Source organism: Ruegeria sp. CDSA236 (genome assembly GCF_059611285.1).
Window position 1 is genome coordinate 138,893 of sequence record NZ_JBXWPG010000006.1, and the last position, 21,815, is coordinate 160,707.

Genomic DNA, 21,815 nt, shown 5'->3' on the forward strand with positions numbered 1-21,815 from the left:
CTTTCAGGGTCTTGTCGGTTTGATCGCTTCGGTTAAACACGCAGGACCACTCTGATGCAACGAGGCTTTGGATGCTGCCCGAAATTAACAATCTGAATTCTTTCCGCGAAGCTGTCCGGCAAGCCTCCGGGCCCGATGATGCCGCTGCGCAAGGGGCGACTGACCGTAATGGGCAGCTGACCAAACCTCCGGGCGCGCTTGGTCGGTTGGAAGACCTGGCAATCTGGTATGCAGGCTGGCGCGGGGATGCCCGCCCGCAGATCACCTCGCCGCAGGTTATCGTGTTTGCCGGAAACCACGGTGTCACAGCACAGGGTGTTTCGGCCTTTCCGCCGGAAGTGACCGTGCAGATGGTGTTGAACTTTGAACATGGCGGGGCGGCCATCAACCAGCTGGCCAAGGCGGCTGGGGCAACGATGGATGTCCACGCGCTGGAGCTTGAACGACCGACCGCGGATTTCACATCAGGTCCAGCTATGTCAGAGGACGACCTGTTGCAGGCGCTGCGCACCGGGTGGACTGCGGTCAGACCAGACGCCGATCTTCTTGTTGTTGGTGAAATGGGTATCGGCAACACGACCCCCGCAGCGGCGATTGCTTGCGCCTTGTTCGGAGGTCAGGCGGGCGATTGGACTGGTCGCGGAACAGGTGTCGATGATGCGGGATTAGCAAACAAAACCCGTGTGGTGGCCGAAGGTGTTACGCTACATGGCGGTTCGGGCGATGGGCTAGAGATTCTGCGCCGTCTGGGCGGACGCGAGATCGCCGCTATGGCCGGAGCCATTGCCGCCGCACGCGCGCTGCACATTCCGGTTATTCTGGATGGCTTTATCTGCTCAGCGGCCGCCGCGTGTCTGTCTGACCTTTCAGAGAGCGCGCTGGATCACACGATCGCCGGGCACCAGAGCGCGGAAGGTGCGCATGGCGCTGTGTTGGCCAAGCTCGGTAAAGAGCCTTTGCTGAAGCTGGGGCTGCGACTAGGTGAAGGCTCTGGCGGGGCGCTGGCGATCAATATCCTCAAAAGCGCTGTTGCCTGTCATTCCGGCATGGCGACCTTTGCCGAAGCTGGCGTCTCGGACGGTTGATCCGCGCGGCCTGACCGTGAGTTGAAGGTCAGGCCGATTTTTTGTCGTTTTCTTCCGCCAATTCCAGCAGTTCGGTCTCAAGGTCTTTTTCCAGCTGCTGCGCACGCTCGATGTATTTTTTGTTCTCGGCGGTGGGCAGCCCGGGAATCCAGAGCTCTGCCAGTTCACGAACCGACATGCGATCATGGTGGTAGAAAGTCTGTTCGGCCTGCGCTGCCTCGTATTCGCTGAGACCCACATTCTCGAGCACATATCGCCCGGCCCGTAATGAGCCATCGAATGTCTCGCGCACTATGTCGTTCGCGCCGGCTTGATACAGCTCGTACACATGGGTCCGATCCCGTGCCCGCGCGACGATGTGTAGGTCTGGGCGCTGGCGGCGCGCATAGCCGACAAGACGCGTCACCTTCTTGCGATCATCCATCGCAGCCACCAGAACAGATGCTTTTTCAAGGCCGGCCGCGCGCAACAGTTCCGGACGGGTCGGATCCCCCAGGAACCCTTTTACGCCAAAGCGACGCATCAGCTGGATGGTTTCGATGTTATGGTCAAGAACGATGGTTTTGAACCCGCTTGCCTGCACCAGACGATTGACGATCTGACCAAATCGCCCGATCCCGGCGATGATGACCGGGCCTTTCTCGTCGATCTCATCCGGTTCGGGTGCCGGAGTGCCATCCCCCATCCGGCGCGAGAGAAGATCATAAATGATGAACAAAAGCGGCGTGATCAGCATGGTCAGCGCAATGATCATCAAAAGTTTTTGTGACAAATCCCCTGGAATCACATTCTGCTGGGTCGAAAACGCCAGCAGGACAAAGCCGAACTCACCCGCTTGCGCCAGCCCCAGTGTAAACAGCCAGTGATCGCGTCCGCGCAGTTTAAAGGCGCGGCCAACCAAGAACAGAATGATCCCTTTGACCAAGATTACCAACAGGGCCAGTCCGATCAGGTCGAAGGGGTCGTCAAAGAAATAGGCGACATCGATGCCTGCGCCAACGGTGATGAAAAACAGACCAAGGAAAAGGCCTTTGAACGGCTCTAGGTCGCTCTCCATTTCATGCCGGAACTCGGAACTGGCCAGCACCACACCTGCAAGAAACGCGCCCAGAGCGGGTGACAGGCCAACCAGCGTCATCAGGAAGGAAATGCCAACCACAATCATCAACGCCAGCGCCGTATACATCTCGCGGAGGCGAGTCGCATGAATAAAGCGGAACAAGGGCCTGGTCAGGTACACTCCGGCGAGAATGACGAAACCGATCGCGGCAATGGTGACAAGCGTTACCGCCCACCCTGGCAACCCCTCGACCAATGACAAGCTATGATGCGCCGCGCCGTGGTGCCCCGTGGATATGCGGTTGATAGATCCGTCATTTGCAATCTGGGGAATGGCAGGCAGAGCCAGCAGTGGAAGCAGTGCCAGGATTGGTATGACCGCGATGTCTTGAGTCAGCAGTACTGAAAAGGTCGCCCGTCCTCCGTTCGTTTTCATCAAGCCCTTTTCCGACAGGGTCTGCAAAACAATCGCAGTTGATGACAGGGAAAGCGTCAGCCCCACTGCCAGGGCTACGGACCATGGATGATTTGCATACATGGCGACGCTGGCGATCACTGCGGTCGATAAAAGCACCTGGAGGCCGCCAAGCCCCAAAAGCCTGTCCCGCATATCCCAAAGAGCGCGCGGTTCCAGTTCAAGTCCGATCAGGAACAGCATCATGACTACGCCGAATTCAGCCACATGCTGCAGGTTTTCCGTTTCCGCACCCACCAATCCGAACAACGGCCCTATGACAAGGCCCGCGGCCAGATATCCCAGTACAGAGCCCAGTCCCAGACGCGCCGAAAGCGGCACGGCGATCACAGCCGCAGCCAGATAGATCGTCGCCTGGTAAAGGAAGTTGTCCATGATCGTCCTTTCAATGCGCTCAGGTGGGCAGGGGGGCGTCGCGTTTGAGCTGATCCATAACGATTTGGCTTTGTATCCGAGCCACTGCAGGATGTGGAAGGATTACCTGATGAAGCAAGCGATTAAGCGCGGATAGATCGTCGCAATAGACATGTAGTAAATAATCGGCCTCACCTGTCATTGTCCATGCGCTGGTGATTTCGGCGCGTGTTTCGACCATACGGGCAAAGCCTTCAGATTGCTCGGGGCCGTGCGTACTCAGATGAACCTGAACAAAACCCTGCACCTGCAACCCTAACTTTAGAGGATCGAGGCGTGCGACATAGCTGGTGATATACCCTTCAGCTTCCAGCCGTTGGCGCCGGCGACCAGCCTGACTGGGCGACAGGTTCAACATCTCTCCAAGTTGATGTGCTGTTAGGTGGGCGTTTTTCTGCAGCGCTGACAGCAGGCGCGTATCAGTGGAATCAAGCATGTGCGGAAAAACTCCGTGATTGGCCAATCTTATGCGCAATTTACGCGCGCTCCTTTAAGTTATTGGAAAACTATGCGCGAAAAAAGTGCCGATTAAGACGTATTTTGAAATCAGCAAATAAATTCCTGTATTAACGGAGACGCGCCATGGGTCCTTTCCCTCACAACGCCCCGAAATCAATCATATCGGATGAAAACCCCGCCGGAACCGATGGGTTCGAGTTTGTCGAGTTCGCACATCCCGAGCCGCAAGAGCTGCGCGATCTGTTCGCAAAGATGGGATTCGCGCTGGTCGGTCACCACAAGGACAAGCCTGCGATTGAGTTGTGGCAACAGGGTGATGTGACTTACATCCTGAATGCAGATCCCGACAGCTATTCTGCCCGGTTCGTGGGCGAGCATGGCCCTTGTGCTCCGGCGATGGGATGGCGCGTCGTGGATGCGCAGAAAGCCTATGAGCACGCTGTAGCGAAAGGGGCTGAACCTTATGACGCGGCAGACAAGACACTGAATGTGCCTGCAATCAAGGGGATTGGCGGATCGTTGATCTATTTCATTGATCAATATTACGAAACATCGCCCTATAATCAGGAATTCACATGGACCGAACAGTCCAAGCCCCGGGGGGATGGGTTCTATTATCTCGATCACCTGACCCACAATGTTTACAAGGGCAATATGGACAAGTGGTTCAAGTTCTATGGTGATTTGTTCAACTTCCGTGAAATCCGTTTTTTTGACATTCAGGGCAAATTCACCGGTCTTTTTAGCCGCGCGCTGACGTCTCCATGCGGGCGTATCCGCATTCCGATCAACGAAGATCGCGGCGAAACCGGGCAGATCGTTTCCTACCTGAAGAAATACAAGGGCGAGGGCATCCAGCATATCGCTGTGGGCAGCGAGGATATCTATGCCTCGACCGATGCGATTGCCGAAAAGGGGCTGAAGTTCATGCCCGGCCCGAACGAAGCCTATTATGAGTTGTCTAAAACCCGCGTGGTCGATCATGAAGAGCCGTTGGACCGGATGATGAAGCACGGCATTCTGATTGATGGAGAGGGCGTTCTGGACGGTGGTGAGACCCGGATTCTGCTGCAAATCTTCTCGAAAACGGTCATCGGACCGATTTTCTTCGAGTTCATTCAGCGCAAAGGCGACGATGGGTTTGGCGAGGGTAATTTTAAGGCGCTGTTCGAATCCATCGAGCGAGAGCAGATTGAAAGTGGAGAAATTTCAGCAGCTTGATGCAAGAAGGTAATCCTGCGTGGTCACCCGCGCAGGCCGCCTCTTAACCACGTGGCATCTTGAGAACCACGTTTCGCCCGCGTTTCTGATAGCGCAATTCATTGTCGCTGATAGCAATGACATTGCCGCCGTCAAGCCTGTCCCCGATCTTAAGCTTTTTGTACCTGCCGCTGGGCAGCCGAACCAATGCGCGGCGATTGGATGGGCTGCCGTAAACCCCGATCAGGTTCAGTTTCCGCAGGTTGATTGCATTGTCGATTGTGGCCTGCCGTGCAACCGAAGCCGAGGATGGGATTTTGGGCGCTGTGGTTTTGGGCTGGAACGTTCCGACCTCATTGTTGAGCTGTTCAATTCCAGCTGCCGAACCCAAAGTCGCAGTACCTGCACTGGCCTGCCGAGTCAGTCCGGCCGGTCGGAGTTTGGGGCGCGGCACCCTCATTTCCGCAAGGGGCTCAGTCGATTCCGGGGGCGGCGGGGCACGCAACAGGGATTCCGGGCGCGGTTTCGGGCGAATTCCAGACAATTCCTTCAATGTACGCCCTTGAAGCCGCTGCCGTTCAAAATTTTCGGCCAGGTTCTCGGGCCTTGATTTCGGTCGCAATGTCGCCAGCCTGTTGTCGACCACTTCCTCAACAGGTGCCTTTTCCAGCCGGACCAAAGCCGATGGAGGGGGAGTTTTAGAAGGTGTTCCCAAATAGACAACCACCCCGTCCGGGTTCAAGACGCCTTCTTTGGTTGGTATTACCAGCCCGCGCTCGTCAAGGCTGAACCTAGCCCCGGCAGCGGTTGAAAGTGGTTCGAAATCAAATGGCAGGTCGGTGTCGTATGTGTGTACTGGCGGCAATGCGATTGCATCACGCGACAGATTCGAGTCGTCTTTGGAGGCCAGATACAGCTCAATTTGCGGATCCTGCGCTGGCGCTATCAAAAGGCCCGGTGACGTGATTTCGATCTCCGGCTGTGTCGGAACTAACTGAGGTTCAGGCTCAAGCTCGATTTCGTCTACCAACGCGGGCGCAACGTTCAGCGCCTCAAGAATGGCCTGGTCGGTTGCAGACAGCTCTGGCTCTGATTCAGAGGTCGGTGCCATTTCTGGTTCTGCGGTCTCGGGCACTGTGACTTCGGCCTGTGCTGCGGGTGTCTCTGCAGGCTCGACAGGTCCAGAACTCGGTTCGGGTTGGGATATTGTTTCGTCCAGCAGGGCCAGTTCTGAATCGGCAGGGGCAGGGCTGTCTTCTCTGAAAAGACTCCATATGCCACCGGCCACCAACATCAAAGCCACCGCCGCTGCAATTCGCACTGATGGCAGAGAGGTCCAGTTAGGTGCGGCCACTTTTTGGACAGGCCAAAAGCTGGTCGGAGCGGTAGAATCGGCGATCGCGTGAACAACCGGACTATCCTGCGCGGGGTTTGTGGCGATCGCTTTGGGCGCGTTTGTGGTCGCAGGCGCGTCCCCAAGCGGGAAAAACGGTTCGGTCGGAAAGTCATCTGTTTCATATGCAGCGCTGAACGCGACCGGAACGAATCCGTATCCCAGCACAAACCCCCGAGCTTCCTCCAGTGTATCGCGTGGAACGACGGCGACGCATGTGGTCGCCCCGTCATGTGCCGTGACATATACCAGCTCTGTCAGATCATAAGGGGTGGCATCGGATACAGCGTTTTGCACAGCCTGTTCGGTGTCTTCGAAGGATGATCCGGCGGCCTCAACCTTGATGAATTTGACCTGATCCCTTGGGATGATGACCTTGCAGCTCAGGTCATTTTCAAGCGCAAACCCCTTGTCCCGAAGCGCTTTCAACTGCTCTTCCAAGTTGGAGGCATCCAACGACACCTCACCTATGGCGAACCAGTCGCCATCGGAATTGTGGTGCAAAGAAATTCCGGTTGTAGAAATGGACAGCGCAAAAGCGGGTTTCATAATCCGGAGGAACCATAATTGTCAGTTGCAATGCAAACGATGCCTCGTCCGCAGACCGACATTAAAGCAGGATCTCGCCGAGGGAAAGAAAAAGCCTGCGTCTCCTCTTGCCCCGTGACCCGGTGCAGCCCCATGTTGAAATCAGGATAATTGGAGGGAAGATATTGAAGAAAATCGCTTTTCTGGCCGCTGTGCTGGCCATGACGTCGGTAGGGATGGCAACTGCGGAAGAACGTCGCATCATTGTTGATGCGGTAGGCATGGTGCATGTGGCCCCGGATATGGCCACCATTACCCTGGGTGTAACAAACGAAGATGCACAGGCATCAAATGCGATGCAAGCGACTTCGGACGCGGTGGCCAAAATTCTGACTCGACTGGATGAGATGGGGATCGAAACGCGTGATGTGCAAACACGTGATCTGTCTTTGTCGCCGGTATGGTCTGGGCGGAACAGTTCTAGCGGAGAGCGGCCCGAGATTTCCGGCTTTGTCGCATCCAACAGCGTCGTGGTGCGTGTTCGCGATCTGTCGCAGCTGGGTACCATCATGGATGCGGTCATTGACGACGGGGCCAACAATTTCGGCGGGCTGAGTTTCGGAATTCAGGACCCTGCACCGCTTGAGGCACAGGCGCGGGCCAAAGCTGTCGGTGAGGCGCGGGCAAAGGCCAACCAACTGGCACAGGCGGCCGAAGTCACGCTGGGACCGGTTCAGATGATCCGCGAACAGGCCGGAGGGTTCAATCCCATGCCTCAAATGCGTGCAATGAACATGGCGGCTGAGGGCGGCGTTCCGGTTTCCGGGGGCGAGATTTCGGTCTCGGTCAACGTGTCGATGGAATTTCTGATTTCCGACTAGGATGTGTCGCTGGTTCGGGCCATCAGGGATTGCCGCTGCTGGCCCGATTGATCAAAATTGTCCGGCGACAGCCAGGCCTCGAAAGCCGAGCGGATGCGCGGCCATTCTGTATCGAGGATCGAGTACCAGGCCGTATCGCGGTTGCGCCCCTTATAATGGGTGGCCTGCCGAAAGATGCCCTCGAAGGTAAAGCCCAGCCTTTGGGCCGCGCTGCAGGACGGGGCATTCAGCGCGTCGCATTTCCATTCATAACGGCGATAACCCAGTTCATCGAACACGCGGCGCATCATCAAGTACATCGTCTCGGTGGATTTCGGGCTGCGCTGCAGCAGCGGTGAGAAATGGATGTGCCCAACCTCGACCACACCGGCCGCAGGTTCAATCCGCAGGAACGAGGCCATGCCAATCGGGGTGCCATCACCGTCTAGCACTGTGTGGAACAAGGGATCGGCATCCATACAGGACGCGCGGGTCCAGGCGGCGAAATCTTCTTCGCTTTCGAATGGGCCATAGGGCAGATAAGTCCAGTTCCGCCCATCAGTGTCATTGGCAAACGCCCGGTACAGACCGGGCGCATGCCTGTTCACATCAAGGGGCACGACCGAGCAATAGTGACCTTCCATCGGCGTATAAGGCGGCGTCGGGCGCGGAAAATTGCCCGAAACCGGCCGGCCGATGGGTTGGCCAAGATCGTTGATGTCGTGCCCGGCCATTTGTCAGGCCGTTGCCTTGGCCAGCGCCTGATCAAGATCGGCAATCAGATCGTTGGCGTCTTCGATGCCAATGGAAACCCGAACAACGCCGGGACCGGCGCCTGCGGCCTCTTGCTGTTCCGGGGTCAGCTGACGGTGGGTGGTCGAGGCCGAATGAATGATCAACGATCGCGCGTCGCCCAGGTTGGCCACATGGCTGAAGATCTCCAGCGCGTTCACCAGTTTGACACAGGCGTCATAGCCGCCTTTGACCGCAAACGTGAATAGCGCACCGGCCCCTTTAGGGTAATGCGTCTTGACCCGGTCGTGATAGGGCGAGGACGGCAAGCCCGCATAGGTCACATATTCCACGCGGTCATCGGCCTCTAGCCAGGCTGCGATCTTTTGCGCGTTCTCTACATGACGCTCCATTCGCAGAGACAGGGTCTCGATCCCCATCAGCGTGTAATGCGCCGCCTGTGGGTTCATCGTCATGCCCAGATCACGCAGGCCGATGGCGATGCCGTGGAATGTGAAGGCCAGCGGACCGAATGTCTCGTGGAATTTCAGCCCGTGATAGGCCGGTTCCGGCTGGCTGAGCGAGGAAAATTTGTCATTCGCGGACCAATCGAACTTGCCCGAATCCACGATACAGCCGCCGGTGACAGTGCCATTGCCGGTCAGGTATTTGGTGGTTGAATGCACAACCAGCGTCGCGCCGTGCTCAATCGGGCGGCACAGATAGGGTGTGGCCGAGGTGTTGTCGACGATCAGCGGAATGCCGGCGCCATCCGTCACATCCGCCAGTGCGCGGATATCGGTGACATAGCCGCCCGGGTTGGCGATGGATTCGCAGAACACCGCTCGTGTATTTTCGTCGATCGCGTCCTTCACAGCATCCAGATCGTCAGTATCCACAAACTTGGCAGACCAGCCGAACCGTTTGATCGTCTGGCTAAACTGAGTGATCGTGCCGCCATACAGCCGGGTCGAGGCCACCACGTTGCAGCCAGGTCCCATCAGCGGGAACAGTGCCATGATTTGGGCGGCATGACCGGACGAGCAGCAAACTGCTCCAACGCCACCCTCAAGCGTTGCCACGCGTTCCTGCAGAACCGCCACGGTGGGATTGGTCAGGCGGGAATAGATAAAGCCGACTTCCTGCAGGTTGAACAGAGCCGCCGCGTGGTCTGCATCGCGAAACACATATGCCGTTGTTTGATAAATCGGCGTCTGACGCGCACCTGTTGCCGGGTCAGGGCGTGCGCCTGCGTGAATTTGAAGCGTGTCGAAACCGTAGGTGGGGCCGTCAGACATGGTGAAAATCTCCTGTTGGACTATGTGTTGCAGAATCTCTAGGCGATTGGACGCGTGCGCACAACATTGCTGTCAGCGCATCCATAGACCTTTGCTTTTGATCTTGTTGCGAATGACCTGCTCGCGCTGAGGCAGGTTTTCGCGATCGAACATCTCGCGTATTTTGTGCCCTTTGCGTTGGAGCACCAGTTTCTTTATTGGGTCATAGCCCTTGAGCACTTTCTTGAACTTGTTGGGCGCAACCACAGTTTCCAGAACCTCGATCACATGGTCGCTTTCGCGGGCATACAGCAGAGGAAACAGACGGTAGTGGCACGTGTCCGACCCGTCCAGCAGGCCAGTGGGCAGTGCGTCGCGGCCGCCGCCAAGGGCATGGATAACCAGCGGCAATGCGACCTGATCCAGCCATGGGTCCAGTGTTTGGCCTGCGAGTTCCGGGATATCCTCATCCCGGATGGTGCAGGCATATTCCAGGAACCGTTCGCCGAACTGGCGTGGGCATCTGTAAAAGAAATAACCCGCATTGAAATACAGGTAGCGCCGCCAGTATTCGGCCGGTTGGGCCTTGTCCAATGAGCTGTCGAAATCCAGTTCGAACCGCTCATACAGGGCGCGCCAGATACCGTCATACCCCGGACCATACAGGGTCGGGCGCGGCCATGTTCCCTCGACTTTCAGCGAGGCACCGGGGCGGTCAAAATCGAAGGGCACACTATTCAGGTCTCCGGTGACAAGCGTATCGCTGTCGAAAAAGACAAACGGTTCCCCCTCGGGCAAGGCCAACAGTGCTTCGATCTTGTTTCCATAGGGATAGCTTCCACCGAAAGCCCGGTTTTCAAACGGTAGAATTTCGGCCCCAAGCTGATGTAGCGCTTTCAGGACATCCTCATCCTGAATGCTGGGATCCTGTGACCAGCGGGCTCCTGGTTGAGGAACGGCAACGAACAGGCGGCCTGCGAAATTGGGACAGCTGTGTCGTAACGAGGCTGCAAACAGCAGTGCCTCGTATTGCAGCCGATTGTTTTGGCCGATGACCACGATATTGAATTTATTGTTGACGGTCTGCATCGGGCGTCTCTCGGGTTCGTGGCGTTGGGCCAGCACTGCTCGAATTTTGGTTGGGCGTACACTAGGTAGAGACGTGGCACAAAACCAGATGTGATCATAGATCATGCATCTGAATTTTGAATTCAGGACTTGCGCAACCATCTAGAGACCAGACCAAACAGGAGAAGCCGCATGAGAGTTAACGCAGATTTCACAAAACGTGTTGCTGTGCATTTCGACCGGAATGACTGGATTGCGTCACCTGCCGCAGGGGTCGAGCGCAAGATGTTGGACCGGATCGGGGAAGAGGTCGCCCGCGCCACCACGATTGTCCGCTTTGCCCCAGGAAGCGCCTTTGCCGCCCATACGCATGATGGAGGAGAGGAGTATCTGGTGCTGGAAGGTGTGTTTCAGGACGAGACCGGTGATTTTCCTGCAGGTAGTTATGTGCGCAATCCTCCGACATCTTCCCACACGCCTTCGGCAAAAGAAGGCGCGACGATACTAGTCAAACTGCACCAGTTTGACCCTGAGGACAGGACCGAAATTCGTCGGTCGATTACTGGGGATTCGAATCTTCAGCTTTTCAAGGACTCACGCGAAGATGTTCGCGTATTGAATCTGTCACCTGGCGAAAAGCTGGATCTGGATGCAGTCGATGGGTTGGAGTTGTTTGTCATCGCAGGTTCGGTGCAGGAATCCGACGAAGAATTTTCGGTCTGGGACTGGTTGAGATTACCGCCAGGTGCGCGTTCCACTGCTTTGGCAGGAGCAGAGGGCGCGCGAATTTGGATCAAATCCGGGCACCTGTCACAGATGATCTGAGCGGTTCCGGCCCAAAAAACTAGCAATGTACAGTAAAAAACCGGGTGTTTCGGCCTGGTTACTCATTTTTTGACCATTTGGCAAAATTTACCATTTGATAAAAAATCAGATTGTGCCAAGCTGAGGCCATAACAACATATCTACAGGGAGTAGAGCGATGGCACAGGGCCAGATGGTCCCCGGCATAGTCTCCGGGAGGCTTTCCAGCGATGAGCTGACCTCGAATTTCACGGATCTGCATCCACCACTTGCCCCGCATGAGGCCGCAGTGGCCGCGGATCGGTGCTATTTCTGCTATGACGCGCCGTGTGTGACGGCCTGTCCGACAGACATTGATATTCCATTGTTCATGCGCCAGATTCAGGCCGGTCAGCCTGAAGCTGCGGGTGAAACCATCCTTGGTCAGAATATCTTGGGTGGCATGTGCGCCCGTGTTTGTCCGACCGAAACGCTGTGCGAGGAAGTCTGCGTACGCGAAACCGCCGAAGGATCGCCAGTCGAGATCGGGCGTTTGCAGCGGTTTGCTACTGACAGCGTTATGGCATCGGGCGACCATCCGTTCCAGCGCGCCGCATTCACCGGCAAAACGGTGGCCGTGATCGGGGCAGGGCCCGCAGGGCTGGCCTGTGCGCATCGGCTGGCGATGCTAGGGCATGATGTGGTCATTCACGAAAGCCGCCCAAAACCCGGCGGTCTGAATGAATATGGAATTGCCGCCTATAAATCGACCAATGATTTCGCTCAGGCTGAGATCGATTGGTTGCTGAGGATCGGCGGCATCACCATCGAGACCGGATCGGTTCTGGGCGAGGGCCTGTCGCTGGATGGCCTTGTTGACAACTATGATGCGGTTTTCCTGTCCATCGGTCTGACAGGTGTGAATGCATTGCGAGCGGGCGGCGAGGATCTGACCGGCGTGCGCGACGCGGTCGACTTTATCTCGGATGTGCGTCAGGCGGCCGATCTGGCTGAGCTGCCCGTTGGGCGGAATGTCGTCGTCATCGGAGGCGGCATGACCGCGGTTGACGCAGCTGTAAAGTCGAAATTGCTGGGCGCGGAAAACGTCACCATCGCCTACCGGCGCGGACGCGAGGCGATGGGTGCCAGCCGCTATGAGCAGGATCTGGCCGCATCGCACGGCGTCAGGATCATGACCAATGTTCAGCCCGTAGCCGTACACGGCAACGGGGCAGCCGCCGAGATCGAATTGGAGTATACTGCCAGCCATGACGGTCAGTTGAAGGGCACCGGCGAGAAAACCCGCCTGCCTGCCGATCAGGTGCTGAAGGCAATAGGTCAGACGCTGGAAGGAGCGCCCGAAGGGCTGACGTTGGACGGGAACAAGATCGCCGTCACGGGCGCCGGGCGCACATCGGTACAAGCGGTCTGGGCCGGAGGCGACTGCGCCGCAGGCGGGGATGACCTGACCGTGACCGCAGTGGCCGAGGGGCGCGATGCCGCGATGGATATCCACGCAAGTCTGATTGCGTGAAACTCAATGATCAAGATGCCTGCAAGCATCAGGGAGGCCGGATAAATGGCTGATTTGAAATCGAACTTTCTGGGAATTGAAAGCCCCAACCCATATTGGCTGGCATCTGCGCCGCCGACGGACAAGGAATATAACGTCCGCCGTGCCTTTGAGGCCGGATGGGGGGGGGTCGTGTGGAAAACACTCGGGTCCGAAGGTCCACCGGTCGTCAATGTTAATGGCCCGCGGTATGGGGCGATCTACGGCGCAGACCGTCGGTTGTTGGGTCTGAACAACATCGAGCTGATTACAGACCGCCCATTAGAGGTAAACCTTGAAGAAATGGCGCGGGTTAAGTCTGATTATCCAGATCGCGCCCTGATCGCCTCGATCATGGTGCCGTGCGAGGAAGAAGCCTGGAAGGCTATCCTGCCGCGTGTTGCCGAAACCGGTGCCGACGGGATCGAACTGAACTTTGGCTGTCCACACGGAATGAGCGAGCGCGGGATGGGGGCGGCCGTAGGGCAGGTGCCGGAATATATCGAGATGGTGACGCGCTGGTGCAAGAAATACTATGACCGACCGGTCATCGTGAAACTGACGCCGAATATCACTGATATCCGCAAGCCGGCAGAAGCCGCAAAGAATGGTGGTGCGGATGCGGTATCGCTGATCAACACGATTAACTCGATTACCAGTGTCAATCTGGATAGCTTCAGCCCTGAACCCTCGATTGACGGCAAAGGCAGCCACGGCGGCTATTGTGGCCCTGCGGTGAAACCGATTGCCCTGTCGATGGTGTCCGAGATTTCGCGTGGACAGGCAACGAACGGAATGCCGATCTCGGGTATTGGCGGTGTGACTACCTGGCGCGATGCTGCAGAGTTTATGGCATTGGGTTGCGGCAATGTTCAGGTCTGCACGGCAGCGATGACCTATGGGTTCAAGATCATTGACGAACTGACGGCGGGTCTGTCGAAATGGATGGATGAAAAAGGGTATCAGGACGTCTCGGAAATTGTCGGTCTTGCGGTTCCAAACGTGACCGACTGGCAATATCTGAACCTGAATTATGTCGCCAAGGCCAAGATTGATCAGGATCAGTGCATCAAGTGTGGCCGATGCTATGCCGCCTGCGAAGACACCAGCCACCAGGCCATTTCAATGTCCGAAGAGCGCGTGTTCGAGGTTATGGATGACGAATGTGTGGCCTGTAACCTGTGCGTGGATGTGTGCCCGGTTGAAGGATGTATTTCGATGGTGCCGATGGCCGCTGGCGAAATCGACCCGCGCACGGGACAAGAAGTGCAGCCCGAATATGGCAACTGGACAACCCATCCCAACAATCCAATGGCGAAAGCCGCCGAGTAGTCCAAGAAAACTCGTCGAATTTTCTTAGAGCAGGATGTCGATGAGGGGGCGTTGTGGCAGTTTGCGACATATTGGGTGGCGGTGCGGATCAGATGATATCCGCGCCTCCTCACTTCGTCTTGGAACGCCTCATGCCCCACTTCTCGCTCTACCCACCCAACCGAAAGCCTTACCACGGCCTCTGTGTGTGGACCGGGAAGAAAAGAGTAGCGTCATCCTAGGCTGAGGGTGAGCGGGTTCCGGCTAACGAAAACCTAAGGCGCCAGCAATTTGCGGTAGAGCGTGTCGATGAACGGTTCAGCACCTTCATACGGGTCTTCGTCGCCAAGAATGGCCCGAACCTGGACATCGAAATCCGCATAATGCTGTGTCAAAGCCCAGATGGAGAAAATAAGGTGGTAGGGATGGAGGCGCGCGATTTTATCCTGCTCCATCCAGGCCGTAAGGATTGCGGTCTTCTCATCCATCAAAGTTTTGAGATCATTGGACAATGCATCGTGTATGCGTGGCGCACCCTGGACCAGTTCATTGGCAAACAGACGGCTTTCGCGCGGAAGTTCCCGGCTCATTTGCAGTTTGCGATGGATATAAGCGCGTATCTCTTCCAATGGGTCCCCGTCGGCGTCGAGATCATGGAGAGGGGCCAGCCAAATCTCGAGAAGGCCAGATAGAAGGGCCGTGTGAATCGCTTCTTTTGAGGGGAAATAATATAGAAGATTCGGCTTGCTCAACCCGGCCTCGGCAGCAATCTGGTCGACGGTGGCACCGCGGAAACCGTAGGCAGAAAACACGTTCAAAGCGGCTTCTAGAATTGCAGCGCGGTTTTTTTTCTGAATTCGTGTTGGTGCGCGGTCTTTGGACATGTCTTTGCCTGTCTGATTTTTGGGCTCGCAAGTGCGGAATATGCCAAAAATTCCCACCGAGCTCTGCTATTTCTTGACTGATGTCGAACCCGTGATAGCGTGAGTTTGACCAGATGGTCAAATCAAGACACCAAAAGCGAGCAAATCGCAAGCAACAGGGAAGACTAGGATGGCAGCTCCGGCGCAGAACCTCAGGATCAATGGCGACAGGTTGTGGGACAGCCTGATGGAGATGGCCAAGATTGGCCCGGGTGTTGCGGGGGGCAATAATCGTCAGACCTTGACGGATGAAGATGCGGCAGGCCGCGCGCTGTTTCAGAAATGGTGCGAAGAGGCCGGGTGCACCATGGGGCTGGACCAAATGGGCAATATGTTTGCGCATCGAGAGGGCACGGACCCCGAGGCATTGCCGGTCTATGTGGGTTCACATCTGGATACGCAGCCGACAGGCGGCAAATATGACGGTGTTCTGGGTGTATTGGGCGGGCTGGAAATCATCCGCACGCTCAATGATTTGGGAATCAAGACCAAACATCCAATCGTCGCGACCAACTGGACGAATGAAGAAGGCACGCGCTATGCACCTGCGATGCTGTCCTCGGGGGTTTTTGCCGGGATGCATACGCAGGATTGGGCTTATGACCGTGAGGATGCCGATGGTAAGAAGTTCGGAGATGAGCTGAGCCGCATTGGCTGGCGCGGTGACGAAGAGGTTGGCGCCCGAAAGATGCACGCCTTTTTTGAGCTGCATATCGAACAGGGCCCCATTCTTGAGGCCGAGGGGAAGGATATCGGCGTTGTCACCCATGGTCAGGGTCTCAGCTGGACCCAGATTACCGTTACCGGAAAGGACGCCCATACCGGGTCTACGCCGATGCCGATGCGCAAGAATGCCGGATTGGCGATGGCGCGTATCCTTGAAAAGGTTGACGAGATTGCTTGGTCCCATGCGCCCCACGCGGTGGGTGCGGCGGGGCATATTGATGTGTTTCCGAATTCGCGTAACGTGATCCCGGGGAAAGTTGTGTTTACTGTCGATCTCCGTTCGCCCGATCTGGACGTGATCACCGATATGGAAAATCGTCTGCGCGTAGCGGCCGAAGATATCGTGGATGAGATGGGCCTACAGATCGAGTTTGAGAAGGTCGGCGGATTTGATCCGGTGCAATTTGATGAAGGCTGCGTGGCAGCCGTGCGCGACGCGGCTGAACGGTTGGGTTATTCTCATACAGATATCATTTCGGGCGCCGGTCATGATGCCTGCTGGATCAACCGGGTTGCACCAACAGCGATGGTGATGTGCCCTTGTGTGGATGGGCTAAGCCATAACGAAGCCGAAGAAATCAGCAAGGATTGGGCTGCCGCCGGGGCGGATGTTCTGTTTCATGCGGTCGTAGAGACGGCTGGAATTGTGGAATAGGGGGCTCTGCCCCGTCGCCCGTTGGGCGACTCCCCCCGAGGTATTTGTAGCCAGATGAAGCAAGCGGCGCAGACCGCATCAGGGAGATTGATATGAGCACTGTTATCAAGAACGGGACCGTCGTAACCGCGGATTTGTCTTACCAGGCGGATGTGAGGGTCGAGCATGGGGTGATCACCGAGATTGGGCCGGACCTAAAAGGTGACACGGAACTGGATGCGACAGGCTGCTATGTGATGCCTGGCGGGATCGACCCGCATACGCATTTGGAAATGCCGTTCATGGGCACCTATTCCAGCGATGATTTTGAGAGCGGAACCCGGGCGGCATTGGCCGGAGGAACCACGATGGTGGTTGATTTCGCTCTGCCCAACCCAGGTGAAAGCCTGTTGGATGCGCTCAAGCGCTGGGATAACAAGTCGACACGTGCAAATTGCGACTATTCTTTCCACATGGCGGTGACCTGGTGGGGCGAGCAGGTGTTTGATGACCTCAAGACGGTGATCGAGACACGCGGCATCAACACGTTCAAGCATTTCATGGCCTATAAGGGCGCGTTGATGGTCAATGACGATGAAATGTATGCTTCGTTCAAGCGTCTTGCCGAGCTGGGTGGAACGGCCATGGTGCATGCCGAGAATGGCGATGTTGTTGCCGAGCTCAGCGCCAAGCTGTTGGCCGAAGGCAATACAGGTCCCGAGGCACATGCCTATTCCCGTCCGCCGCAGGTCGAGGGCGAAGCGACCAACCGCGCGATTATGATCGCGGATATGGCCGGAGTGCCGCTGTATGTGGTGCACACTTCGTGCGAAGAGGCGCATGAGGCCATTCGGCGTGCCAAGATGCAGGGCAAGCGGGTGTGGGGGGAACCTTTGATCCAGCATCTGACCTTGGATGAGAGCGAGTATTTCAACCAGGATTGGGACCACGCGGCGCGGCGGGTCATGAGCCCTCCGTTCCGAAACAAGCAGCATCAGGATAGCCTGTGGAACGGATTACAATCTGGTTCGTTGAGTGTCGTGGCCACCGACCATTGCGCCTTTACGACGGATCAGAAACGCTTTGGCGTGGGGGATTTCACCAAGATCCCGAACGGTACCGGAGGGTTGGAAGACCGGATGCCGATGCTGTGGACTCATGGGGTGAACACTGGTCGGCTAACGCCAAATGAATTTGTGGCAGTCACTTCAACAAACATCGCCAAGATATTGAATTGTTATCCAAAAAAGGGCGCAATTCTTGTAGGTGCCGATGCCGATTTGGTGGTGTGGGATCCTGAGAAAGGCAAGACGATCAGCGCGAAATCGCAGCAATCTTCGATCGACTACAACGTGTTTGAGGGCAAAGAGGTCAAAGGCTTGCCGCGCTTTACTCTGACCCGTGGGCAGGTTGCAGTGCATGACGGAGAGATCAGGACTCAGGAAGGCCATGGCCAATTTGTTGAACGCGAGGCCAATACGACCGTCAACAAGGCGCTGAGTACTTGGAAAGAGCTGACAGCGCCGCGACCGGTGGTACGCACGGGTATTCCAGCAACCGGTGTATGACAGAATATGTGGCAGATATCACGTCTTATTACGGTTTAAGTTCAAGGGGATGGAATGAATATTGAAACCGCTGCACCGCCTGTAATCGAGGCGCGGCAACTGGATCTGACCTTTCAGACCAATGACGGGCCGGTCCACGCTCTGAAGGATGTGAACCTGACCATCGAAAAGGGAGAATTCGTCAGCTTCATCGGACCCTCCGGCTGTGGTAAGACCACCTTCTTGCGGTGCATCGCTGCGTTGGAAACACCGACTGGCGGGACATTGACCGTCAACGGTATGACCCCGGATGAGGCGCGGCGGAATCGGGCCTATGGCTATGTATTTCAGGCCGCGGGTCTGTACCCTTGGCGCACCATTTCCAAGAACATCAAGCTCCCGCTTGAAATCATGGGGTTTACAGCTGCCGAGCAGGAAGAACGCGTAAACAAGGTTTTGGAACTTGTTGATCTTGAAGGGTTTGGCGGAAAGTTTCCTTGGCAGTTATCGGGTGGAATGCAGCAACGGGCCAGCATTGCACGGGCGCTGGCCTTTGATGCAGATATCCTGCTTATGGACGAACCTTTTGGCGCGTTGGATGAGATTGTCCGCGATCACCTGAACGAACAGCTTCTGGCACTTTGGGCGCGGACTGAAAAGACCATTGGGTTTGTCACCCATTCCATCCCTGAGGCCGTCTATCTGAGCACCAAGATCGTTGTAATGAGCCCTCGGCCCGGACGGATCACTGACGTGATCGACAGTCCGTTGCCGAAAGAGCGGCCGCTCGATATTCGCGACACGCCGGAATTCATCGAAGTTGCCCATAGGGTGCGAGAAGGGTTGCGCGCGGGGCATTCGGATGAATAGCAGCGGGTTCAAGGCATTCTGGGCTGTATTGACGGTACTGGCCGTCATAGTAGCCTTTTGGTACGCCGCTTGTATTCCGATGAATATCAAAGGCGTTCTGACCGAACAGGAACGGGCCGGCGCCACAGTTCAGCCACCCTCGGCAAAAGATCGTCGCGATCTGTCCGAATTCAGCCTGGTTCTGGACAATAGCTTTGCCATTCCAGCCACGTGGGAACAGGATCGTCCACGGTTGCCCGCTCCGCATCAGGTGGCCGTTGAGATATGGAAGACAACGGTCCAGAAGAAAATCACCTCAAAGCGCTCGCTGGTTTATCACGGCTGGGTGACGCTGAGTGCGACGATACTGGGTTTTGCCATTGGCACCGGCCTGGGAATTCTGCTGGCTGTTGGGATCGTACATAGCCGGGTCATGGACCTGTCGGTCATGCCCTGGGCGATAGTCAGCCAGACCATCCCGATCATCGCTCTGGCCCCGATGATCATTGTGGTCCTTTATTCTGTTGGCGTGCAGGGGATCATCCCCAAGGCAGTCATATCGGCCTATCTCAGCTTTTTTCCTGTCGTGGTGGGCATGGTCAAAGGTTTGCGCAGCCCGGATGCGATGCAACTGGATTTGCTGCGTACCTATAGCGCGAGCCACGCGCAGGGGTTCTGGAAACTGCGTTTGCCGGCCTCGATGCCGTATCTGTTCACATCGCTGAAGATAGGCATTGCGGCTTCATTGGTAGGGGCCATCGTGGGGGAATTGCCCACCGGGGCAGTTGCGGGACTGGGCGCGCGCCTGCTGGCAGGCAGCTATTATGGTCAGACCGTGCAAATCTGGTCGGCCCTGTTTGCGGCGGCGATTCTGGCGGCCTGTCTTGTGGGGCTTCTGGGGCTGATTGAAAAGTCGGTCCTGAAACGGATGGGGATTGCGCAATGATACCAATTCTGGGCGCACTCGGTGTGTGGCTGTTGGGATGGTGGTTGAACAGCCGCTTGGCCAGCGGGCCTTATGCTGATACGCGGATGGTCCGGTTTCTGGCACCGCTGATCTTTGGTCTGACTATCATCGTCATCTGGGAGCTTTTAGTGCGCGGCCTTGAGGTGTCCTTGGTCATTTTGCCCGCCCCATCGGTTATCTGGATTCGGTTCTGGGACAGTTTGCCAACGCTTTGGATGGATTTCGTGCAAACCATCATCAAGGGCGCGCTGAGCGGTTACATCATCGGCTGTGGAGCCGCCTTCCTGATGGCGATTGCAGTGGACCGGTGGGATTTTCTGCGCCTTGGGCTTTTGCCCGTGGGCAACTTCGTGGCTGCTCTGCCGATTGTTGGCACCGCGCCGATTCTGGTCATGTGGTTCGGGTTCGACTGGCACTCCAAAGCGGCGGTGGTTGTCGTGATGGTCTTTTTCCCAATGCTGGTGAACACCGTCGCCGGGCTGCGCGAGGCGACAGCAATGCAGCGCGACCTGATGGAGACCTATGCCGCCACCTATTGGCAAAGCTTTCTGAAGCTGCGCTTGCCTGCCGCGATGCCATTTGTTTTCAATGGTCTCAAGATATCCACCACCCTTGCATTGATCGGCGCTATCGTGGCCGAGTTCTTTGGCTCACCGACGCTTGGCATGGGTTTTCGGATATCAACCAGCGTGGGGCAGCTCTCACTGGATATGGTCTGGGCCGAGATCGTAGTGGCGGCTTTGGCTGGGACATCATTCTATGGTCTGGTGGCCATGATCGAAAAGGCGGTGACCTTCTGGCACCCATCGCAGCGCGGATAAAAATTCAACAGACCCCAAAAATGAAAAATGGGGCGCCAACTGAAACTAGGAGATGTGAAGATGAAAAAGATACTCAGCGGGGCGGTTGCCGCCTTTAGCCTGGCCGCCAGTGCAGCCTGGTCGGCGGATGAGGTGACATTGCAGTTGAAATGGGTCACGCAAGCTCAGTTCGCAGGTTATTACGTGGCCAAAGACAAAGGGTTCTACGAAGAAGAAGGTCTTGATGTCACCATTCTGCCAGGCGGCCCGGACATAGCGCCGACACAGGTCATTGCCGGTGGCGGCGCTGACGTGACGGTCGAGTGGATGCCAGCTGCGTTGGCCGCGCGCGAAAAGGGCCTGCCGCTGGTGAATATTGCCCAGCCTTTCAAAAGCTCGGGTATGATGCTGACCTGCTGGAAAGATGCCGGTATTTCCGCACCAGAAGACCTTAAGAACCGGACACTGGGCGTCTGGTTCTTTGGCAACGAATTCCCCTTCATGAGCTGGATGAGCCAGCTGGGCATTGATACCGGTGGCAAGAGCGAAAATGGCGTCGAGGTTTTGAAGCAGGGCTTTAATGTCGACCCGCTGCTGCAGCGTCAGGCTGATTGCATCAGCACCATGACCTATAACGAATACTGGCAGGTCATAGATTCCGGCGTCAGCCCCGACGAACTGGTCACATTCAAATACGAAGATCAGGGCGTCGCGACGCTGGAAGACGGCCTGTACGTTCTTGAAGAGAACCTGAACGACGCGGCATTTGTCGACAAGATGGAACGTTTCGTGCGGGCGTCGATGAAGGGGTGGAAATATGCCGAGGAGAACCCAGATGAAGCGGCCGATATCGTGCTTGAAAATGACGCGACTGGCGCCCAGACCGAAGCGCATCAGAAACGTATGATGGGTGAGATTGCCAAGCTGACTGCGGGCTCAAACGGATCGCTTGATCCGGCGGATTTTGAGCGCACTGTAGGGACGCTGCTTGCCGGTGGTTCTGATCCCGTTATCACAAAACAACCCGAAGGTGCCTGGACGCATCAGATTTCGGATGCAGCACTGAACTGAGTCAGGTTCACGATGGAATATGGCGCGGTCCCAAATGGGGCCGCGTTTTTTGTTGGAAGCGTCGAAAATGTGACTGAACTTGTATGGCGTTTGTCATAGTAA

The 21,815-nt window shown here is 56.5% G+C and carries 19 protein-coding genes; 12 read left to right on the top strand and 7 right to left on the bottom strand.

The genetic code is table 11. The features are described from left to right. The first annotated feature begins 71 nt into the window (after positions 1–71). Positions 72–1,085 carry a nicotinate-nucleotide--dimethylbenzimidazole phosphoribosyltransferase gene (gene cobT / locus AC2FLB_RS11780; protein WP_496690724.1) on the top strand — a complete coding sequence of 338 codons (1,014 nt, stop codon included), beginning with the start codon at positions 72–74 and terminating at the stop codon, positions 1,083–1,085. 28 nt (positions 1,086–1,113) lie between these two features. Here cobT and AC2FLB_RS11785 read toward each other — a convergent pair whose 3' ends face one another. After that, positions 1,114–2,994 (bottom strand): monovalent cation:proton antiporter-2 (CPA2) family protein, encoded by a 1,881-nt coding sequence (locus AC2FLB_RS11785; RefSeq protein ID WP_142634410.1) that lies wholly within the window; start codon positions 2,992–2,994, stop codon positions 1,114–1,116. 19 nt (positions 2,995–3,013) lie between these two features. Continuing rightward, on the bottom strand, positions 3,014–3,469 hold the full coding sequence (locus AC2FLB_RS11790) for an Lrp/AsnC family transcriptional regulator (RefSeq protein WP_142634408.1): 456 nt from the start codon (positions 3,467–3,469) through the stop codon (positions 3,014–3,016). Between the two features lie 146 nt (positions 3,470–3,615). On the opposite strand from AC2FLB_RS11790, the gene hppD reads away from it, so the two are divergent. Continuing rightward, on the top strand, positions 3,616–4,713 hold the full coding sequence (hppD, locus tag AC2FLB_RS11795; RefSeq protein ID WP_281994757.1) for a 4-hydroxyphenylpyruvate dioxygenase: 1,098 nt from the start codon (positions 3,616–3,618) through the stop codon (positions 4,711–4,713). 43 nt (positions 4,714–4,756) lie between these two features. Here the strand turns inward: hppD and AC2FLB_RS11800 are convergent, their stop codons facing one another. Further along, complete coding sequence (locus AC2FLB_RS11800) at positions 4,757–6,634, bottom strand: hypothetical protein (protein ID WP_496709311.1); 1,878 nt, start codon at positions 6,632–6,634, stop codon at positions 4,757–4,759. 164 nt (positions 6,635–6,798) lie between these two features. On the opposite strand from AC2FLB_RS11800, the gene AC2FLB_RS11805 reads away from it, so the two are divergent. Next, complete coding sequence (locus tag AC2FLB_RS11805; RefSeq protein WP_282021349.1) at positions 6,799–7,494, top strand: SIMPL domain-containing protein; 696 nt, start codon at positions 6,799–6,801, stop codon at positions 7,492–7,494. Here AC2FLB_RS11805 and AC2FLB_RS11810 read toward each other — a convergent pair. The 3 genes from AC2FLB_RS11810 to AC2FLB_RS11820 form a co-directional block, all read right to left on the bottom strand. Continuing rightward, positions 7,491–8,207, bottom strand: a complete 717-nt coding sequence (locus tag AC2FLB_RS11810) for a GNAT family N-acetyltransferase (RefSeq protein ID WP_496709312.1) — start codon at positions 8,205–8,207, stop codon at positions 7,491–7,493. The two genes, AC2FLB_RS11805 and AC2FLB_RS11810, sit on opposite strands and share 4 nt — an antisense overlap. A 3-nt stretch (positions 8,208–8,210) precedes the next feature. Next, positions 8,211–9,503 (bottom strand): O-acetylhomoserine aminocarboxypropyltransferase/cysteine synthase family protein, encoded by a 1,293-nt coding sequence (locus AC2FLB_RS11815; protein WP_271946534.1) that lies wholly within the window; start codon positions 9,501–9,503, stop codon positions 8,211–8,213. Positions 9,504–9,575: 72 nt separating this feature from the next. Then, the gene (locus AC2FLB_RS11820) at positions 9,576–10,571 is read right to left on the bottom strand and encodes a GT-B fold glycosyltransferase domain-containing protein (protein ID WP_496709313.1); all 996 of its coding nucleotides are present in this window, start codon (positions 10,569–10,571) and stop codon (positions 9,576–9,578) included. Between the two features lie 171 nt (positions 10,572–10,742). Here AC2FLB_RS11820 and AC2FLB_RS11825 point away from each other — a divergent pair, with 171 nt between their 5' ends. From AC2FLB_RS11825 to preA, 3 genes are all read left to right on the top strand, one after another. Beyond that, complete coding sequence (locus AC2FLB_RS11825; protein WP_496690720.1) at positions 10,743–11,375, top strand: cupin domain-containing protein; 633 nt, start codon at positions 10,743–10,745, stop codon at positions 11,373–11,375. Between the two features lie 157 nt (positions 11,376–11,532). Next, entirely contained in the window at positions 11,533–12,867 is a 1,335-nt protein-coding gene (locus AC2FLB_RS11830) for an NAD(P)-dependent oxidoreductase (RefSeq protein WP_496690719.1), read from the top strand. A gap of 45 nt (positions 12,868–12,912) precedes the next feature. Continuing rightward, positions 12,913–14,217 (top strand): NAD-dependent dihydropyrimidine dehydrogenase subunit PreA, encoded by a 1,305-nt coding sequence (gene preA / locus AC2FLB_RS11835; protein WP_496709314.1) that lies wholly within the window; start codon positions 12,913–12,915, stop codon positions 14,215–14,217. 254 nt (positions 14,218–14,471) lie between these two features. Here preA and AC2FLB_RS11840 read toward each other — a convergent pair whose 3' ends face one another. After that, positions 14,472–15,080 carry a TetR family transcriptional regulator C-terminal domain-containing protein gene (locus tag AC2FLB_RS11840; RefSeq protein WP_282021346.1) on the bottom strand — a complete coding sequence of 203 codons (609 nt, stop codon included), beginning with the start codon at positions 15,078–15,080 and terminating at the stop codon, positions 14,472–14,474. A 169-nt stretch (positions 15,081–15,249) separates the two neighbouring features. Here AC2FLB_RS11840 and AC2FLB_RS11845 point away from each other — a divergent pair, with 169 nt between their 5' ends. The 6 genes from AC2FLB_RS11845 (at position 15,250) to AC2FLB_RS11870 (ending at position 21,713) form a co-directional block, all read left to right on the top strand. After that, on the top strand, positions 15,250–16,500 hold the full coding sequence (locus AC2FLB_RS11845) for a Zn-dependent hydrolase (protein ID WP_496709315.1): 1,251 nt from the start codon (positions 15,250–15,252) through the stop codon (positions 16,498–16,500). A gap of 92 nt (positions 16,501–16,592) precedes the next feature. Further along, on the top strand, positions 16,593–18,047 hold the full coding sequence (gene hydA, locus AC2FLB_RS11850; protein ID WP_281994751.1) for a dihydropyrimidinase: 1,455 nt from the start codon (positions 16,593–16,595) through the stop codon (positions 18,045–18,047). 54 nt (positions 18,048–18,101) lie between these two features. After that, complete coding sequence (locus AC2FLB_RS11855; RefSeq protein WP_281972254.1) at positions 18,102–18,896, top strand: ABC transporter ATP-binding protein; 795 nt, start codon at positions 18,102–18,104, stop codon at positions 18,894–18,896. Then, positions 18,889–19,821 carry an ABC transporter permease gene (locus AC2FLB_RS11860; protein WP_142634380.1) on the top strand — a complete coding sequence of 311 codons (933 nt, stop codon included), beginning with the start codon at positions 18,889–18,891 and terminating at the stop codon, positions 19,819–19,821. Before AC2FLB_RS11855 ends, AC2FLB_RS11860 begins: the two co-directional genes overlap by 8 nt. Next, entirely contained in the window at positions 19,818–20,663 is an 846-nt protein-coding gene (locus tag AC2FLB_RS11865; RefSeq protein ID WP_496687640.1) for an ABC transporter permease, read from the top strand. Before AC2FLB_RS11860 ends, AC2FLB_RS11865 begins: the two co-directional genes overlap by 4 nt. A 60-nt stretch (positions 20,664–20,723) precedes the next feature. Further along, a complete protein-coding gene (locus AC2FLB_RS11870) occupies positions 20,724–21,713 on the top strand; it encodes an ABC transporter substrate-binding protein (protein WP_142634376.1) in 990 nt (329 codons plus the stop codon). Positions 21,714–21,815 lie beyond the last annotated feature (102 nt).

Bases quoted from the DNA above. Each gene is read 5' to 3' on its own strand.
- cobT (WP_496690724.1), top strand. From the start codon at position 72: ATGCTGCCCGAAATTAACAATCTGAATTCTTTCCGCGAAGCTGTCCGG.
- AC2FLB_RS11785 (WP_142634410.1), bottom strand. From the start codon at position 2,994: ATGGACAACTTCCTTTACCAGGCGACGATCTATCTGGCTGCGGCTGTG.
- AC2FLB_RS11790 (WP_142634408.1), bottom strand. From the start codon at position 3,469: ATGCTTGATTCCACTGATACGCGCCTGCTGTCAGCGCTGCAGAAAAAC.
- hppD (WP_281994757.1), top strand. From the start codon at position 3,616: ATGGGTCCTTTCCCTCACAACGCCCCGAAATCAATCATATCGGATGAA.
- AC2FLB_RS11800 (WP_496709311.1), bottom strand. From the start codon at position 6,634: ATGAAACCCGCTTTTGCGCTGTCCATTTCTACAACCGGAATTTCTTTG.
- AC2FLB_RS11810 (WP_496709312.1), bottom strand. From the start codon at position 8,207: ATGGCCGGGCACGACATCAACGATCTTGGCCAACCCATCGGCCGGCCG.
- AC2FLB_RS11815 (WP_271946534.1), bottom strand. From the start codon at position 9,503: ATGTCTGACGGCCCCACCTACGGTTTCGACACGCTTCAAATTCACGCA.
- AC2FLB_RS11820 (WP_496709313.1), bottom strand. From the start codon at position 10,571: ATGCAGACCGTCAACAATAAATTCAATATCGTGGTCATCGGCCAAAAC.
- AC2FLB_RS11825 (WP_496690720.1), top strand. From the start codon at position 10,743: ATGAGAGTTAACGCAGATTTCACAAAACGTGTTGCTGTGCATTTCGAC.
- AC2FLB_RS11830 (WP_496690719.1), top strand. From the start codon at position 11,533: ATGGCACAGGGCCAGATGGTCCCCGGCATAGTCTCCGGGAGGCTTTCC.
- preA (WP_496709314.1), top strand. From the start codon at position 12,913: ATGGCTGATTTGAAATCGAACTTTCTGGGAATTGAAAGCCCCAACCCA.
- AC2FLB_RS11840 (WP_282021346.1), bottom strand. From the start codon at position 15,080: ATGTCCAAAGACCGCGCACCAACACGAATTCAGAAAAAAAACCGCGCT.
- AC2FLB_RS11845 (WP_496709315.1), top strand. From the start codon at position 15,250: ATGGCAGCTCCGGCGCAGAACCTCAGGATCAATGGCGACAGGTTGTGG.
- hydA (WP_281994751.1), top strand. From the start codon at position 16,593: ATGAGCACTGTTATCAAGAACGGGACCGTCGTAACCGCGGATTTGTCT.
- AC2FLB_RS11855 (WP_281972254.1), top strand. From the start codon at position 18,102: ATGAATATTGAAACCGCTGCACCGCCTGTAATCGAGGCGCGGCAACTG.
- AC2FLB_RS11860 (WP_142634380.1), top strand. From the start codon at position 18,889: ATGAATAGCAGCGGGTTCAAGGCATTCTGGGCTGTATTGACGGTACTG.
- AC2FLB_RS11865 (WP_496687640.1), top strand. From the start codon at position 19,818: ATGATACCAATTCTGGGCGCACTCGGTGTGTGGCTGTTGGGATGGTGG.
- AC2FLB_RS11870 (WP_142634376.1), top strand. From the start codon at position 20,724: ATGAAAAAGATACTCAGCGGGGCGGTTGCCGCCTTTAGCCTGGCCGCC.